At 62.1% G+C, this 14,410-nt stretch carries 16 protein-coding genes and 1 pseudogene; 3 read left to right on the plus strand and 14 right to left on the minus strand.

From position 1 onward, the window contains the following. Nucleotides 1-59 precede the first annotated feature (59 nt). On the minus strand, nt 60-350 hold the full coding sequence (gene rpmB, locus ACX2DJ_RS02895) for a 50S ribosomal protein L28 (protein WP_462570906.1): 291 nt from the start codon (nt 348-350) through the stop codon (nt 60-62). A 165-nt stretch (nt 351-515) separates the two neighbouring features. Between rpmB and ACX2DJ_RS02900 the strand changes: the two genes are divergently transcribed. Beyond that, nucleotides 516-983, plus strand: a complete 468-nt coding sequence (locus ACX2DJ_RS02900) for a nucleoside deaminase (protein WP_462570907.1) — start codon at nt 516-518, stop codon at nt 981-983. Nucleotides 984-1,082: 99 nt separating this feature from the next. After that, entirely contained in the window at nt 1,083-1,550 is a 468-nt protein-coding gene (locus ACX2DJ_RS02905; RefSeq protein ID WP_462570908.1) for a DUF1203 domain-containing protein, read from the plus strand. On the opposite strand, the gene ACX2DJ_RS02910 is transcribed toward ACX2DJ_RS02905, so the two are convergent. The 4 genes from ACX2DJ_RS02910 to ACX2DJ_RS02925 all read right to left on the minus strand — a co-directional run bounded on the left by ACX2DJ_RS02910 (nt 1,547) and on the right by ACX2DJ_RS02925 (nt 5,335). Further along, nucleotides 1,547-2,233, minus strand: coding sequence for a ribonuclease T2 family protein (locus tag ACX2DJ_RS02910; protein ID WP_462570909.1), 687 nt, complete (start codon nt 2,231-2,233; stop codon nt 1,547-1,549). The genes ACX2DJ_RS02905 and ACX2DJ_RS02910 overlap by 4 nt on opposite strands. Before the next feature lie 103 nt (nt 2,234-2,336). Continuing rightward, nucleotides 2,337-3,200, minus strand: coding sequence for a carboxylating nicotinate-nucleotide diphosphorylase (gene nadC / locus ACX2DJ_RS02915; protein WP_462570910.1), 864 nt, complete (start codon nt 3,198-3,200; stop codon nt 2,337-2,339). 102 nt (nt 3,201-3,302) lie between these two features. Beyond that, entirely contained in the window at nt 3,303-4,100 is a 798-nt protein-coding gene (locus ACX2DJ_RS02920; protein WP_462570911.1) for a LytR/AlgR family response regulator transcription factor, read from the minus strand. Continuing rightward, a complete protein-coding gene (locus ACX2DJ_RS02925; RefSeq protein ID WP_462570912.1) occupies nt 4,097-5,335 on the minus strand; it encodes a sensor histidine kinase in 1,239 nt (412 codons plus the stop codon). Before ACX2DJ_RS02925 ends, ACX2DJ_RS02920 begins: the two co-directional genes overlap by 4 nt. Nucleotides 5,336-5,431: 96 nt before the next feature. Between ACX2DJ_RS02925 and ACX2DJ_RS02930 the strand changes: the two genes are divergently transcribed. Continuing rightward, nucleotides 5,432-6,028 carry an HD domain-containing protein gene (locus tag ACX2DJ_RS02930; protein ID WP_462570913.1) on the plus strand — a complete coding sequence of 199 codons (597 nt, stop codon included), beginning with the start codon at nt 5,432-5,434 and terminating at the stop codon, nt 6,026-6,028. A gap of 3 nt (nt 6,029-6,031) precedes the next feature. Here ACX2DJ_RS02930 and ACX2DJ_RS02935 read toward each other — a convergent pair whose 3' ends face one another. The 9 genes and pseudogenes from ACX2DJ_RS02935 to ACX2DJ_RS02975 form a co-directional block, all read right to left on the minus strand. Next, nucleotides 6,032-7,012, minus strand: coding sequence for a hypothetical protein (locus ACX2DJ_RS02935; protein WP_462570914.1), 981 nt, complete (start codon nt 7,010-7,012; stop codon nt 6,032-6,034). Continuing rightward, complete coding sequence (locus tag ACX2DJ_RS02940; protein ID WP_462570915.1) at nt 7,012-7,704, minus strand: DsbA family protein; 693 nt, start codon at nt 7,702-7,704, stop codon at nt 7,012-7,014. The genes ACX2DJ_RS02935 and ACX2DJ_RS02940 overlap by 1 nt, the downstream gene beginning before the upstream one ends. A gap of 30 nt (nt 7,705-7,734) precedes the next feature. Then, a complete protein-coding gene (locus tag ACX2DJ_RS02945) occupies nt 7,735-9,090 on the minus strand; it encodes a M48 family metalloprotease (RefSeq protein ID WP_462570916.1) in 1,356 nt (451 codons plus the stop codon). A 12-nt stretch (nt 9,091-9,102) separates the two neighbouring features. Continuing rightward, complete coding sequence (locus ACX2DJ_RS02950; RefSeq protein ID WP_462570917.1) at nt 9,103-10,044, minus strand: alpha/beta hydrolase; 942 nt, start codon at nt 10,042-10,044, stop codon at nt 9,103-9,105. Between the two features lie 1,276 nt (nt 10,045-11,320). Beyond that, a pseudogene (locus ACX2DJ_RS02955) lies at nt 11,321-11,980 on the minus strand (PAS domain-containing protein); the annotation flags it as partial. Between the two features lie 156 nt (nt 11,981-12,136). Continuing rightward, complete coding sequence (locus tag ACX2DJ_RS02960) at nt 12,137-12,580, minus strand: DUF2141 domain-containing protein (protein WP_462570918.1); 444 nt, start codon at nt 12,578-12,580, stop codon at nt 12,137-12,139. After that, nucleotides 12,580-13,299, minus strand: a complete 720-nt coding sequence (locus ACX2DJ_RS02965) for a sterol desaturase family protein (RefSeq protein ID WP_462570919.1) — start codon at nt 13,297-13,299, stop codon at nt 12,580-12,582. The genes ACX2DJ_RS02960 and ACX2DJ_RS02965 overlap by 1 nt, the downstream gene beginning before the upstream one ends. Nucleotides 13,300-13,357: 58 nt before the next feature. Further along, nucleotides 13,358-13,861, minus strand: a complete 504-nt coding sequence (locus ACX2DJ_RS02970; RefSeq protein ID WP_462570920.1) for an MmcB family DNA repair protein — start codon at nt 13,859-13,861, stop codon at nt 13,358-13,360. A gap of 38 nt (nt 13,862-13,899) precedes the next feature. Next, entirely contained in the window at nt 13,900-14,283 is a 384-nt protein-coding gene (locus ACX2DJ_RS02975) for a hypothetical protein (RefSeq protein ID WP_462570921.1), read from the minus strand. Nucleotides 14,284-14,410: the final 127 nt, after the last annotated feature.

Below are 14,410 nucleotides of genomic sequence, written 5' to 3' on the forward strand. Positions count from 1 at the left end.
AGGCGCGCAGGTTACCCCGCACGCCCCGTTTGATTTCGTATAGCCCTTGCGGGGAGAGTTCAGGCGGCTTCGCTGCCAGCCTTTTTCAGCTCGCGCTTTATCTTGAGCGCGCGCGCGCTTAGCTTCTCGTCCTTGGTCTTCAACAGCCAGTTGTCGAGCCCGCCATTGTGCTCGACCGAGCGCAAGCCATTGGTCGAGACGCGGAACTTGAAGCCGCGGCCCAGCTTTTCGCTCAGCAGCGTAACGTTCTGCAGGTTCGGCAGGAACACGCGCTTGGTCTTGTTGTTGGCGTGGCTCACATTGTGGCCCACCTGGCGGCCCTTGCCGGTCAGTTCGCAAATACGCGACATGGTATCTCTCGTTCGTTCTCTAATGCTGGCTTCCGAACGAATCGGGCGGCCACTCACAATCGGTATGAAACCGTCAGGTTTCCCGGGAAGGCGGGCGCATAGCGGTGGCTTCCCGAATCGTCAAGCAAAGTTGCGGCATGGCGCGAGTGCCGCTAGCGCGCAGATATGACCCGCCAAGGAACCCGGTGGCCGATCCCGCAAGCGATGCAACTGGCGCTCGATGCCGCGCGCACGGCCGCTGCGGAAGGTGAGGTGCCGATCGGAGCGGTGGTGGCGCGCGGGGACGAGGTGATTTCCGTCGCCGCCAACCGCACCCGCATTCCGCCCGATCCCACCGGCCACGCCGAGATTGTCGCGCTGCGCGAAGCGGCCGCGAAGCTCGGCAGCGAACGGCTCAGCGGCTGCGACCTCTATGTCACGCTAGAGCCCTGTGCGATGTGTGCCGGGGCGATCAGCCACGCGCGGATTGCCCGGCTCTATTATGCGGCACCGGATCCCAAGGGCGGTGCGGTGGAACATGGCGCGCGGGTGTTCGAACATCCGCAATGCCTCCATCGACCCGAGGTTTATAGCGGCATGGGCGAAGCCGAAGCAGCAGAATTGCTCAGGGACTTCTTCAAGGCGCGGCGGTAAACCCGGCAATTGCCGGCCCCCTTTTTCGTTTGAACGCAAGAAGCGGGACGCGGAGCCCGGTTTCCCGCTCCATGCTGCGCGAATTGAAAAGGAAACGCCATGTCATTTCGCGTAAAGGGGCTTGAAGCCGATCAGTTCGTCCACCTCTATGGGTTGAGCGACGAGGAGTTGAGGGCGCAGGGCGTGCTCCGCTACCGCGCCGATTCATCCCCCGGCTTCCCGGACCGAATTGAAATGCGCGACGCGCAGCCCGGCGAACACCTGTTGCTGCTCAATCATGAGCATCTTCCGGTCGATAGCCCATATCGCTCCAACCACGCGATCTTCGTGCGCGAGGGCGCGCGGAAAGCCTATGACGAGATCGACCAGGTGCCTGCAGTGATGGCGGTTCGTCAGCTCTCGGTACGCGCTTTCGACGACCTCGGCATGATGCGGGACGCGGCGCTGGTCGATGGCCGCGAGGCGGCCACCATGTTCGAACGCCTGCTGGCGGATCCTGCGGTTTCCTACCTGCATGTGCATAATGCCGCGCGGGGCTGCTATTCGGGCCGGGTCGAACGCGCCTAGAGGCCGCGCCAAATCTTGGCAGGCGCATTGTCCTTCATGCCCAACCGCGTGCGGTCACAGCGTTTGGGCATGAAGTCCCTGCCGTAACAGAGCCTTAGCTCTTCCAGCCAGCCGCGTGCATTGAGCTTTACTCCGATCATATCGGGCTCCCAATGCCTGCCGTTGGCATCGGAGAATGCGCGGCGAATATCGCCAGCGGTCAGCCCGTCCTGGCGCGATAGCCGGTCATAATCGGGGATGCGCAGGCTGTTCCACAAGATACGGGCGGCCTTGAAATAGGACTCGGGTCGCGCCGCCATGCAAGAACCATGCTTGGCCCATTGGCGCGCCATCAACCGGACAGAGGGCGTCATGCACAAATTGCGGCGCACCTCGGCCGGGCTGACGGTTCGCGCAGTTTGGCACCACTCAGGCCAGGTGCTGAGCCCGTGAGGCCACAGTCCGTGGACGATGAGGCCGAAACGACCGTTGCGGCCCGAACATTGCAGGCGTTGGCGCGCGTCCATTTCGCGGTTCTTGCAGAATTCAGGGCTCCAGCTGAGTGCAAGCGTATAGCCTGTGACGGGGACCTGCCGCGTCGGCCCGTCGCCGCGCACCTGCGGCACGCTGACACTTTGCGGCATGCGGCATTGATAGGCCTGGGCTGACGCAATTCCCGGGAACAACAGCAAAAGGACCGTCATCGCGAGCGACGAAGTCGCGCGGCGATCCAGAGCGCAAGCATGCAACCGGGCTGGATTGCCGCGTCGCCTGCGGCACCTCGCAATGACGACTTTGGGCACCAACCTATTCCAGCGTGAAGTCCAGCCCGATATCGGCGGCTGGCGCGCTCTGGGTCAGCCGCCCGACCGAGACATAGTCCACCCCGGTCGCTGCCTTGGCCTTGATGGTTTCAAGATTGATTCCGCCTGAAGCCTCGGTGGGGACGCGGCCTGCCACAATGCCAACCGCTGTGCGCAAAGTCGGTGGGTCCATATTATCTAGCAGCAGCCGCGTTGCGCCTGCTGCCAGCGCAGGTTCGATCTGGTCCAGCCGGTCGACTTCGCAGATGATTTCCTTCACCCCCGCCGCCACCGCGCGGCGCACCGCTTCGCCGACATTGCCGGCAACCAGCACGTGGTTGTCCTTGATCATCGCCGCATCCCACAACCCCATGCGGTGGTTGCTGCCGCCGCCCATGCGCACGGCGTATTTCTCAAGGTGGCGCAGGCCGGGGATGGTCTTGCGGGTGTCGAGCAGGGTGCAATCGGGATTGTCCATCGCGCGCACGTATTCGCGGGTCAGCGTGGCGATGCCGGAGAGGTGCTGCACAGTGTTCAAGGCGCTGCGTTCGGCCGTAAGCATGGCGGGGGCATTGCCGTTAAGGCGCATCAGGTCCGTGCCCGGCGGCACCTGCTCGCCCTCGCCGACCAGCAGCTCGATCGCCATGTCGGGATCGAGCGCGCGGAAGAAGGCCTCGGCAATCGGAAGCCCGGCAACGGTGATCGCATCGCGGCTGTCCATCACGCCGGAAAAGCGTGCATCGGCGGGGATCACGCTTTCGCTGGTGACGTCATGCCCGCCGCCGGGAAGCCCTGTGCCAAGGTCTTCGGCGAGAGTCTCACGCACGAATGCGTCCAGATCAAAGCCGGGAAGAGTGAACGTGCTCAAGCCTTATCCCTCATCATTGCGAGCGACCGAAGGTCGCGCGGCAATCCACGGCGCTATGGATTGCTTCGTCGATTGCGCTCCTCGCAATGACGGGCGGCGGGGTCAATGCACGAAGCGCGCCACGACATCCCGGTAGCTGCGCGAAACCTTCACCTCGGCGCCGCTTTCGAGCACGAGGAAGCATTCGCCATTGGTGTGCGGCCTTACCTGGCGGACCTGGTTCAGATTGACGATGGTCGAGCGGTGAACGCGCTGGAAGGTGCGCGGATCAAGCCGCCGCTCGAGGTCTTTCATGGTTTCGCGCAGGATCAGCGAATTGTCGCCGGTATAGATGCACATATAGTCGCCTGCGGCTTCGATATGTTCGATCGTATCCACTTCGACGCGGAAAATCTGGCCGCGGTCCTTGATGTTGATCAGCTTTTCGAACCGGTCGCTGGCTTCGGCCTCGCCGCTGGAAAATTCCACCGCCATCTCGGGCGCGACTTCGGCCAGCACATTCATCAGCTTGTCCGCTTCCTCGGCCGATTTCTTTTCGGCCAGGCGCTGACGCACGCGTTCGATTGTGTCGGCCAGCTTGTCGGTATCAACCGGCTTCATCAGGTAATTGACCGCATTGGCCTCGAAGGCGCGGATTGCATGCTCTTCATAGGCGGTGACGAATACGAACAACGGCGGCTCAATCTCCATCACGCCCTTGACCACGCCGAAGCCGTCAAAACCAGGCATCTGGATATCAAGGAACACCAGATCGGGCTTTTCGGTCTTGATCGCGCGGATCGCCTCGCGCCCGTTCGAACAGGTTGCGATCACTTCGATGTCCTCGAACGGTTCGAGTCGCAGTTGCAGGCCCTGGATAGCCAGCTTCTCGTCATCGACCAGTATTGTACGGATTGTCATGCTTTGGGTTCCATGCTGCGGATTGGCGAGAATGCCATGGCGGGCGCCTGCTTGGCCAGCTGTGCCGGCAGGGGTGGGGTTGGGGGCTGGGGCTGGGGCGTTTCTTCCGCATCGGCCGAATCCTGTCGTGCTGTCTCGAACGGTATTTCGATCAACACAGTAAATCCGCCGCCAGCGCCAGAGCGGGTTTCAAAGCGGTGATCCGGACCATAAGCCTGGATCAGACGGTTGCGAATATTGGCAAGGCCCACACCGGTCGACATGGTCTCGTCTGGCTTTTCGCCAGAGCGCAGCAGATCTCCCTGGCGCTGGCCGGAAACCCCGGGACCGGTGTCTTCGATCTTGATCCGCAGCCGGTGGCCCTGAACCTTGGCAGTGAGCGAAATGCGCGCGCCCTCCTCTTGCGGCGAAACTGCGTATTTGACTGCATTTTCCACCAGCGGTTGCAGGAGCATCGAAGGCAGCAGAGCCTCCTGTGCAGCATCGTCGATATCGAAACAGGTGCGCAAGCGATCCTCGAAGCGCATACGCTCAATATCGAGATAGAGTTGCAAGGTTTCAACCTCCTGCGCCAGCGTGACCTGGCTGCCTGGCTGCATGATCAACGTATGACGCAGGAAAGCGGACAGGCGCGAAAGCATGGCATTGGCCGGCTCGGTCTGCTTCAGCAGCACCAGAGTGCTGATCGAATTCAGCGTGTTGAACAGGAAATGCGGGTTGAGCTGGTAACGCAACATGGCCAGCTGCGCGCTCGTGGCCTGTGCTTCCAGCCGCTCTAGCCGATCCGCCTGTTCCTCTACGGTGAGGAAGTAATTGATTGCGAAGTAGAGTGCACTCCATCCGCCCAGCAGCGTCAGCGGAATATAGGAGAGGCCGATGAATCGCTGGGCAAATGTCGTCTCGCGAATCCCGGCAAAATAGATGCCCTGCACCCAGGCATCGATCGAGGCATGCACTATCACTGCCACCAGCAAGATTACAACGGTCATGCCCCATGCCACCAGCGGCTGCCTGTCGATCAACTGACGGAACACGACCGAAAGCACCATGCTGATCGAAAAGCCGGTGATGGTCGTGACCAGTATAACCGCCAGCAGGTCCCACGGCTGGCCATTGGCGATTGCGGCACTCGCGCGCAGCAGGAATGCCCCGCCCCAGCCGACCAGCTGGAGGTTCCAGAATGCCCGATTCTTGTTGGCAAAGAAGGGCGTGGGACGGAAGGGCAGCACTGCCATAGCGCTTCCCCTTAGCCGATTTGGCAGGCGGGGTGCAGTTTGTTTTGCGGCCAACCGTCGCGCGGGCTACACTGGTCACCAGCAAGGAGAGGAATCATGGCCACGATCGAACATCCGCAAGAGCGCGCCAAGTTCACCGCGATGACAGAAGGCACTGCGGAAGACTGGGCAATCATAGGCAGTCAGTATCGCACCTTTGCCAAGGGCTTGCCGGATCGGGTGCTCGATCATCTGAAGCTGCTCAAGGGGGATTTTGGCGGCTTCCCGGTGTGTCGACTCGAGCATTCGCTGCAGACCGCGACTCGCGCGCATCGTGACGGGCGCGACGAGCGATATATCGTCATGGCATTGCTGCACGATATTGGTGACACACTGGGCACCTATAATCACCCCGATGTAGCCGCCGCGATCATCAAGCCATTCGTGCCGGAAGAATACCACTGGATCTGCGAAAAGCATGGCGCCTTCCAGGGCTATTACTATTTCCATTACGTTGGCATGGATCGCGATATCCGCGAACAATATCGCGGTCATCCGCACTTCGAGGCCTGTGCCCATTTTTGCGAGAAATACGATCAGGCGGCGTTCGATCCCGGCTATGACAGCGCGCCGCTGAGCTTCTTCGAACCGATGCTGCGACGGGTGATGGAAAAGCCGATAAACTCGATGTACGCAAAGGTGATCGACGACTGAGGCTCATTGGTCCGGATCAATATCGCGCCGGAAATGGCTGTGCCAATCAGCGCTGCCATCTGCATGCCTCACCTTGTCGATCTGTACCAGTTCGGCCTCGATGAATTCGAGCCGCTCGTCCCAACCGTCATGGCTGCGTTTGCGGAAAATCCCGCCCGAATGGTCCGGGCCCCAGCGTGCCATGAAGCGCGACGCGGCTGACGGCTGGTAACCGGCATTGGCGAGCAGCCACGGCATCAGCCGGTCGGCCTCGCGCTCGGTCAGGCGGATGTTGCGGCGACCGCGCCCTTCGCGCTCGAGCCATATCCTGTGCCGCAGCAGATTGTGCGCCAGCTCGTGCGCCAGCGCGGCGGCCAGTTCGTCTTCAGGATAACCCAGTCCCGGGAAATCGCGTTCAACAATCACCCGCATACCCTCAGCAAGCGCGCCCTTGCCGCCGCCGCCCATTTCGAAACGCGAGGCGCAGGCAGGTTCGCCGGCCAGCTTCACCCGGCTGCCTTCACGGCGCTGCAGAACGACTACTCCAGAAGTTGCGAGCCGCGCAGAGATCAGATCATGCGCGCGCACTGTCCGGCGCCAGTCGCCATGCGTTTGCGAGGGCCAGCTTGAGAGCACCTCATTGTCAATGGCGGCAATTTCGACGCCTGTAGCCAACCCAGCTTTAGCGGCAGGTGACCCCTCGGCTGCGGCCAGCACGGCGAAATCGCTCTCGAGCCCCAGCAGGTTCCGCACTGCGGCTGGTTCGCGATAGCTCGCCATGTCGTGCAGCAACAGGCCGATCGCGGGCACCACATTATCGCAGAAGCGGCTGTTCCCGGTGACCAGGCGCCAGCCGATGTCCTGAACGCGCTGCTCAACCTGTTGCTGGGCCTGAAACCGCTCGAGCGCAGGGGTGTTGCTGCCAGCTTTGGCGCTTGAAGCAGGAGTTGCCGCCGCAGCAAGCGCGGCAGACAAGGCCAGGGCAAGCGCGCGGGCCGCAGGCATCAGCTACCGCTTGGTTCCAGCGCTTCCTTGAGTGCGCCAAAGCCCACGGCACCTTCGAAGGCGCGGTCCCGCGTCACCCAGCTGGGCGTGCCGGTAAAGCCCAGCTGGCTGGCCAGGGCATGGTTGCGGGCGATTTCCTGCGCCACTTCTTCCGATTCGGCATCGGTACGTGCGCGCTCGAGATCGAGCCCGGCTTCGCGGGCGGCTGCCTCGACACTTTCGGGCGAGACTGGGCCAAGGCGGAACATGGCATCGTGAAAGGCAGGATATTTGCCCTGTTTGGCTGCGGCGAGCGCCATCTTTGAGGCGATTTCGCTGCCCTGGAAAATCGACCATTCGCGGATCACAACCTTCACTTCGGGATCGGATTCGACCAGCCGCTGCACATCGGCCTGGCTCATCGCGCAATAGGGGCAATTGTAATCGGTGAACTCGACCAAGACTTTCGAACCCTGCGGATTGCCGATCACGGCGCCGGGAAAGGGCACCATCACCTGATCCGAAATGCCCGCAAGCCGTTCCTGTGCCTGCCTTTCCTGATAGGCTTCGGCCATCTCCGGCAGGATTTCGGGATTGGCGACGAGATAGCTACGGGTGCGCTGATCACCCAGGCCTGAATATGACCATATAGCCGCACCTGCAAAGCCGAACAGCATGGCCAGTGCGGCAGTCAGCAGGGATTGTTTGAACATAGGGGTCATCCGTAATTCCAGTGGTGCGGTCTAATTGCGGTCGCGGATTTCTTCCAGCGAGGCGCGGGCCTGAAGGGCGATGTCCTGCGCGCGGATCCAGTCAGGCGTGTAAGGTTCCAGCCCTACCTCGGCGGCCTGCGCACTGCGCAGGGCTTCAGCGTAGCGGCGGTTCATGACCTGCTGTTCGGCGCTGGCGAGCCTTGCCCGGGGCATGTCGCCGCGTGCAGCATAGACCACGCCAAGCTGGTACCAGGCAAACGGGTTGAGCCGGTCGCGCGCAACGGCCGCGCGCAGCACCCGCTCGGCCTCGTCATAGCGCGACTTGTCCTCGGTTGCGATCAGGGCATGGCCGAACATCGAAGCGATCAGCGGATTGTGGCCGGTCAATTCGGTGGCTTCACGCAAATATGGCAGTGCGCCAGCAGGATCGCCCGATTCAAGCAGCACCTGGCCGCGAAGTTCCAGAAAATAGGGGTCTTTCGGGCTGATTTCGAGGAGTCTGTCCGTCTCTGCCAAGGCCTGATCGATCAGCGCGCTCTTGTGATAGGCATAGGCCCTGGCATAATGCGCCGGAATGCTGGTGTCGGTCGCCGGATATTGGGTCAGGGTGCGCTTTGGATCGGCAAGATAGCCTGACAGCTTGGCCTTCACGCGCTCGAAGCGGGCTTGCAGCACCGGATCGCCGGGCGCCTCCCATGCGGGGTCGACAATATAGGTTTCGCGCAGGCGCGCGATGCGATCGCCAGAAAGGGGGTGTGTGCGGGTGAAGGCGGCGTCATCATCCTGGCTCACGCCATAGCGGAACTCCAGGCTCTGCAGCTTGCCGAAGAAGTCCAGGCTTCCACGGCCTGAAATTCCCGCGAGCGAGAGATATTCGGCACCAGCGGCATCGGCCGAAGCCTCCTGCACGCGGCTGAATGCAAGGAATTTGCCCATTGCCGCGCGCTGGCCGGCCATCATCACGCCCATCGCCGCCTCGCCGCCGCCAGCGAGTGCCGCGCCAACGCCCAGCAGCAGGCTGAGGATCGAGATATTGCTCGCGGCACTGACGCCTTCGCTGAAGCGCACTACATGCCCGCCGGTAATATGGCCCAGCTCGTGTGCGATCACGCCCTGCACCTCATTGGCGGTGTCCGCCGCGTCAATCAGCCCGGCATGGATATAGACCGCTTGCCCACCGGCAACGAATGCGTTGATCGAGGGATCATTGATCAGGACGATATCGACATTGCCCGGGGCAAGCCCTGCGGCATCAACCAGTGGCGCAGCCATATCGGCCAGCAAGGCTTCGGTTTCGGCATCGCGCAGCACCGATTGTGCGACGGCGGGGTGCGCCGCAAGCAGCAACACGGCAAGGAAAGCGGCAATATGACTCAGCAATCGCATGATGCCACCGTGCTAACTGATTTTGTCCTGAACTGGAACTGAAGCTGTGGCATTGCGTGCGAAATTGACCACCGCATCGATTAGCTTGCGATCGCGCCGCCAAGGGTTTGCCAGCGCGAGCAAGGGATCGTTGTGGTTCATATCGGCGAAGAACAGGGTTTCCACTTTAGCCCCCGCAGCTTTGAGGCGGCGGGACAATTCACGCGTATTTCGCGGGCGCACCAGTGTATCGCGTTCACCATGGATCAGCAATTTGGGCGGTGCGTCGGCGCGAACATGGTTGACAGGCTGAGTTGTTTCGGGCCGCGCGACGTGATTGAAGCTGGCGCGGGTCGAATCACTGTCGAACGGATAGAAGTCATAGGGCCCGGCCAGCCCGATCACACCGGCGATGGGAGGCTCGGCTGTCTCGCCATTCGCCAGCCATCGCTGGTCGAGCGCGGTCATCACCACATTGTATGCGCCGGCGGAATGCCCGGCCAGCACGATCCGCGCGGGATTGCCGCCATATTGCGCGATATTGGCACGGGTCCAGTCGACTGCGGCGGCGGTATCTTCAAGCATCGCGGGATAGACCGCTTCGGGGTGGAGCCGGTAACCCGCCAGCACCACAACAAAGCCTTCGGGCACGAAAGCGCGACCGATGAAACCGTAATCGTCGGGGCTGCCCTTGTTCCAGCTGCCGCCGTGCACGAAAAGCAGCACCGGGCGCGCCTCGCCAGCCTGCCGGTTGGCCGGGCCGAACACGATCACCTTGTGCTGCGGCGACGGGCCGAGCGCGACCTCGGCCAGCCTGGCCGTTCCGCGCTGGCCGCCGGTTACGCGGTCGATGGCATCGACCACCGCCGGGCCGTTGCGCCAGATTGCGATTTGCATTGCAATCGCGGCCAGCGCAGCAATCGCCAGTATCCCGCCGCTTGCCCAGATCATGCCGCGCTGCCTCCGCCTTGCCATGGATGCGCCCTATCGCGCGCCGAAAGCGCTGGCCAGCGGGAAGTGAACCGTAGGTGTGGCGGGGCAATCAGCCGAGCAGTTTGCGCGCGGCGCGCTCGATCAACGGCACATCCTGTTCGATTTCGCCCAGCATCACGACTTCGCCGGCTTCGGTGCGACGGATCATTACCAGCGCGAACTCTTCGCCAGCGCTTGCGATGTCGGAAAATTCCTGCGGTGCGAGTTTACGCAGCTTCTTGGCCAGCGCGCCGCGCACTTCGCTTTCCGGCTCGATATCCTGCCCGGCCTGCTCCTTGCGCCAGCGGCGTTCGGCGCTGACAACGCCCTTCAGGCCGCCGCGTGCCTGCGCGACATAATCGGCCAGGCCGTCAGGAGCGATTCCTACGCGGTGGGCATAACTCAGCACGGCCGCATATTCGGTCAGGCGCGTCTTGTCGTAATCGGCGCCAAAAACCAGCTTTACCACTGGCGTCATGGGTGCACGCGCCTGCGCTTCCAGCCCGCATTTGGCGAGCAGCTCGGCATAGTCGTCGGGTGCCTCTTGCGCCGCAACAGAGAAGTCGTAAGCCTGACCTACCGCAAGATATAGCGCTCTACGGCCGCGGTCCTCGCAATCGCTGGCATGCTGCGCGGCCTCACGAGCTGCGGCAAGGTAATCATACAGGCCCGCATCTTGCGACAAGTCGACGCTGAATTCGATCTCGTCTTCTTCGGCGGCGAACTCTTCGTCGAAGCGTGCGGGTGCGTTTTCTGCTTCGCTTTGCGCTGCAGCGCGGCCAAACTCTTCGCGAGCGGGCGCGACCGTTGGCGCCTCAGGTTCGTAGCCGGGTTCCTGGCCGGTTTCGTAGTCGGTTTCGTAGCCGGTTTCGAGGTCGGTTTCGAAGCCGGGTTCGTCGCCTGCCTCTTCATCCTCGTCATCCTGTGCATCTGACGGCACCAGATCATCAAGATCGAGCGAGAGCGCTTTCTTGGTGGGCGTGGCGATATGATCGCTGAGCGAAGCGAAATCATAATTGGCTTCTTCTTCACCCTCTTCATCGCCGAAGTCCTCGTCATCGAGCGAGTAGTCGCCAAAGGCGATCTCGGACAAGTCGAGCGCATCCTCGTCATCGAGCGAGTAATCGCCGAAGGCGGGCTCAGGCATGCCTTGCGCTTCCGCGTCATTGCCAATGCCGAAGGATCGGCCGAAGGATGCGCCGAAGCCGCCGATGTCACGAATATTGGATTCTTCATCCGCCGCTGGCGCAGGTGTGGAAGCAGAGAAATCGCGGTCCGCGCTTGGCCCGTCGGCCCAATCGGTCACCGGATCATTATCGCGTTTGACCGGCTCGTCTTCTTCGGCTTCGATTGCCTGGTCGATTTCGAGCAGCAATTCGTCGGCCTTGTCCTGGCCCGCCATCTCCTTCCAGTTGATCACGCCGTAAATGAAGTCGATCGTATCATTGTCGCTGGAATAAGGCAGCAGGATGCCGCGATAGAGGATTGTCACCGCGCGTTGGTTGACGAACTCGGCTTCGAATCCGATCGGCGCCTGGTTGGCGAGAATCTGCAGGTAATGGTCGGTTATCCGGCTCAGCAAAGAGCGGCTGGGCACGTCTGACAATCGGGCGATATGCCCGTCTGTGCCGCATTCGGCGGCCAGTTCGTCGCCCAGGAACTGGATCGCCGGGTCTTCGATCCCGGTCGAGAAGTCGAGCAGCACGCTGTAGGGGCCGAAATCAGGCAGGTTCTCCGGGTGGAGGTCTTCGATTGACGGGAAGCTGTGCTCGCCCAGCATGCTCGCCCAGTGATTATAGGCGCGCACCTGCATGCGCCGCTCGTCCTGGCCGATCGCTGCCGGGGGCAGGTCGCGGGTGCCGTCATCGTCTCCAAGATCGTAATCGTTCGAGATCTCGGTGAAGTCCGGCGCATCGAAATTGCCGCGCAAGCTGTCCATGGCCCAAAACTACTCCTGCAAGTTCAGTCAGACAGGGTTTTGACGGACCATGGTAAATTTACCGTTAAGCCCTGATAAAAAGCATACAGCCTTGCAATGGGAGCCGCAGCATCACTCCTCGCAAGGCGGGGACACGGGCTGCAATTCAGCGCCGGCTCAGAACAAATAGCGCATCCTGATGGTTAGCGACGCACCGTCCCCGTCGTAATCGAACGCGGCATCGTTAAACGATGGCGGGCCCATCTTGACCTTGGCGTCACGCGAAAAGCCAAAACCTTCCCGCGGGGCAATACCCAGCACGCGGTCGGCCTTGCCGTTGTCATTCTCGTCATGCAGCAAGGCGATCGAATAACGGCCAGGCTTCACATCGGCAAAGCGCAATTCGATCTTGCCTTCCGCAGCAGCGGCCGTCGCGCGATAGGAAGCGGGATCCTTGTCGCAATCCGGGAAGGTTTCCGGCCTGGCAGTCATGCAGGCCAGTACCGTCCCCTTCGTAACGCGCAGGCCGGTGGCCGTAACCGCGATTTCGCCAGACCGGGGCGGTGCGGCTGCGCCGATCACCATTGCCAAGACCGCAAGGCTGACAGGACCGGCGCGCATCAAGCGAATTTTTCCGTCAGACCCCGGTCGGTGCGGCACAGGTGATCCCAGAAACGGAAATAGAGACCGTAATTGCATCGATATTCCTCATGGTGCCGCTCGTGATGGCTGGCGGTTATCAGCCATTTGCCCAGTTGCGAATGAACAATCCAGCGCGGAAAAAGCTCCCAGCCCATATGATTGGTGACCCCCATCACCGTCATGATCGCCAGGACCAGCGCCAACGCACCGGCGTGGATCGGTACCACGAATACCAGCGCAGGGATCACCACCGCGCCCAGCACAGCTTCGATAGGGTGGAAACTCATCGCCGTCCATGCAGTGGGCGGTTTGCTGGCATGATGCACCGCATGGGCCAGGCGAAACAGGCGCGGCCGGTGCAACCAGCGATGGGTCCAGTAGAACCAGGTGTCATGCGCGAACAGATATATCGCCAGCGATAGCGGCACGTACCATAGCGGATAGGCTGCAATGGCGGTGTAGATCACAGTCCAGCCCCGCTGTTGCCAGCCCCAGGCCACTATTCCTGCCGGCACGCCATAGATTGCCGCAGAAGCCAGTGACCAGCCGATTTCCTTGCGAATCTGCGAGCGCATCCCGGCATATTGCCCTGGGCGCAGCCTGCTGGTGATCCAGGCGAACAGCCCGCTGCTGGCGAAATAGCGCAGTGCAATGATGGCGCTCATGGCGATGGCTGAGAGGAGAAGTCCGGGCAACATGGCGGTGTTCTAGCGAGCATGGAGACGAATGGCGATGCCCCGCGATCTGGGGCTCCACCTATTGCGCCCAGGCCAGCCTGGCGCAGTGCGGATCGATCAATCCGGCGTGGCGCCGCAAGGCCGCCCTCGCGAGCCGTTCCAGCTCTTTTTTGCGGCGCGCGGCATTGAGCGGCTGGAGCGGGGCCGGGCGCAGGATTTCCGCATCATAGCCATCGGCCACGATCACGCCGCAACAATCGGGACGAAAGGCCTCGATTTCGAGCGGACTGCGGTCGAGCCCAGGTGGGAGCGCCCAGAAAAACCGGTCACAAAAGTCGAGATACTCGGGCCACTTCGCATCTCCCAGCAGATCGCTGCGCGCCACCTTTATTTCCACGATCACGATCTGCCCTTTGGAATCCACTCCCATCAGATCAGCGCGGCGGCCATTGCGCAGCGGCATTTCGGGCAGGCACCAGATATCGTTGCGCGCAAACAGGCGGCCAACACCGCGCGCGACGGCAAGGGCATCGGGCAGGGCTGCAACAAGCGAATCAGGTGTGGCTACGGCAGGGTCCGGCATAATGCCAGAATGGAACAGAGAGCGAACAGCGTCAAGCCTCAGGCGGCAACCGAAGAGGGCTCGCCTTCACTCTCATGTGCCAGGCCAATCAGCGCGGTGCGCAGGGCGTGGAACTCGCGCCACAGCGCCAGCGCGGGCGCGGTGGTGTCTTGTCCGCGGGCCTGTATCGTGCGCAAGGCGGCAAGGCCTGGTTGCAGGATCGCGTCGATATCGGCCAGGGCGTCGCGCGCCAGGGCAAGCCGGGCGCCGCCAATCTCTTCGATGCGTGAGGGAAACATTGCCAGCGTGCCATCAAGGGGCTCAGGGGCAAGCGCGGCCATTGCCCCGATTTCCTTGCCGGTTTCGTGCAGCGCGCCCCAGCGCCGTGCAAAAAGCTTCGCTTCGCTAGCTGGGGATGCTTCAATGGTGGCGGATTCCGACATGACGACTCGGATTAGCGCGGTGGGCTTGCCAATTCCCTAACAGCGCCGCCAGCCGCGTTAACTGCGCATGGTTGTGCTTGCGAGCAGCGGCGATGCTTGTAGCCTGGGGCCCGGCGCGATTTTGGCT

This window comes from Altererythrobacter chaiwopuensis, assembly GCF_054957755.1.

Excerpts from the sequence above, each read along its gene's own strand:
- rpmB (WP_462570906.1), bottom strand. The coding sequence starts at position 350 with ATGTCGCGTATTTGCGAACTGACCGGCAAGGGCCGCCAGGTGGGCCAC.
- ACX2DJ_RS02900 (WP_462570907.1), top strand. The coding sequence starts at position 516 with ATGACCCGCCAAGGAACCCGGTGGCCGATCCCGCAAGCGATGCAACTG.
- ACX2DJ_RS02905 (WP_462570908.1), top strand. The coding sequence starts at position 1,083 with ATGTCATTTCGCGTAAAGGGGCTTGAAGCCGATCAGTTCGTCCACCTC.
- ACX2DJ_RS02910 (WP_462570909.1), bottom strand. The coding sequence starts at position 2,233 with ATGACGGTCCTTTTGCTGTTGTTCCCGGGAATTGCGTCAGCCCAGGCC.
- ACX2DJ_RS02920 (WP_462570911.1), bottom strand. The coding sequence starts at position 4,100 with ATGACAATCCGTACAATACTGGTCGATGACGAGAAGCTGGCTATCCAG.
- ACX2DJ_RS02925 (WP_462570912.1), bottom strand. The coding sequence starts at position 5,335 with ATGGCAGTGCTGCCCTTCCGTCCCACGCCCTTCTTTGCCAACAAGAAT.
- ACX2DJ_RS02930 (WP_462570913.1), top strand. The coding sequence starts at position 5,432 with ATGGCCACGATCGAACATCCGCAAGAGCGCGCCAAGTTCACCGCGATG.
- ACX2DJ_RS02935 (WP_462570914.1), bottom strand. The coding sequence starts at position 7,012 with ATGCCTGCGGCCCGCGCGCTTGCCCTGGCCTTGTCTGCCGCGCTTGCT.
- ACX2DJ_RS02940 (WP_462570915.1), bottom strand. The coding sequence starts at position 7,704 with ATGTTCAAACAATCCCTGCTGACTGCCGCACTGGCCATGCTGTTCGGC.
- ACX2DJ_RS02945 (WP_462570916.1), bottom strand. The coding sequence starts at position 9,090 with ATGCGATTGCTGAGTCATATTGCCGCTTTCCTTGCCGTGTTGCTGCTT.
- ACX2DJ_RS02950 (WP_462570917.1), bottom strand. The coding sequence starts at position 10,044 with ATGGCAAGGCGGAGGCAGCGCGGCATGATCTGGGCAAGCGGCGGGATA.
- ACX2DJ_RS02960 (WP_462570918.1), bottom strand. The coding sequence starts at position 12,580 with ATGCGCGCCGGTCCTGTCAGCCTTGCGGTCTTGGCAATGGTGATCGGC.
- ACX2DJ_RS02965 (WP_462570919.1), bottom strand. The coding sequence starts at position 13,299 with ATGTTGCCCGGACTTCTCCTCTCAGCCATCGCCATGAGCGCCATCATT.
- ACX2DJ_RS02970 (WP_462570920.1), bottom strand. The coding sequence starts at position 13,861 with ATGCCGGACCCTGCCGTAGCCACACCTGATTCGCTTGTTGCAGCCCTG.
- ACX2DJ_RS02975 (WP_462570921.1), bottom strand. The coding sequence starts at position 14,283 with ATGTCGGAATCCGCCACCATTGAAGCATCCCCAGCTAGCGAAGCGAAG.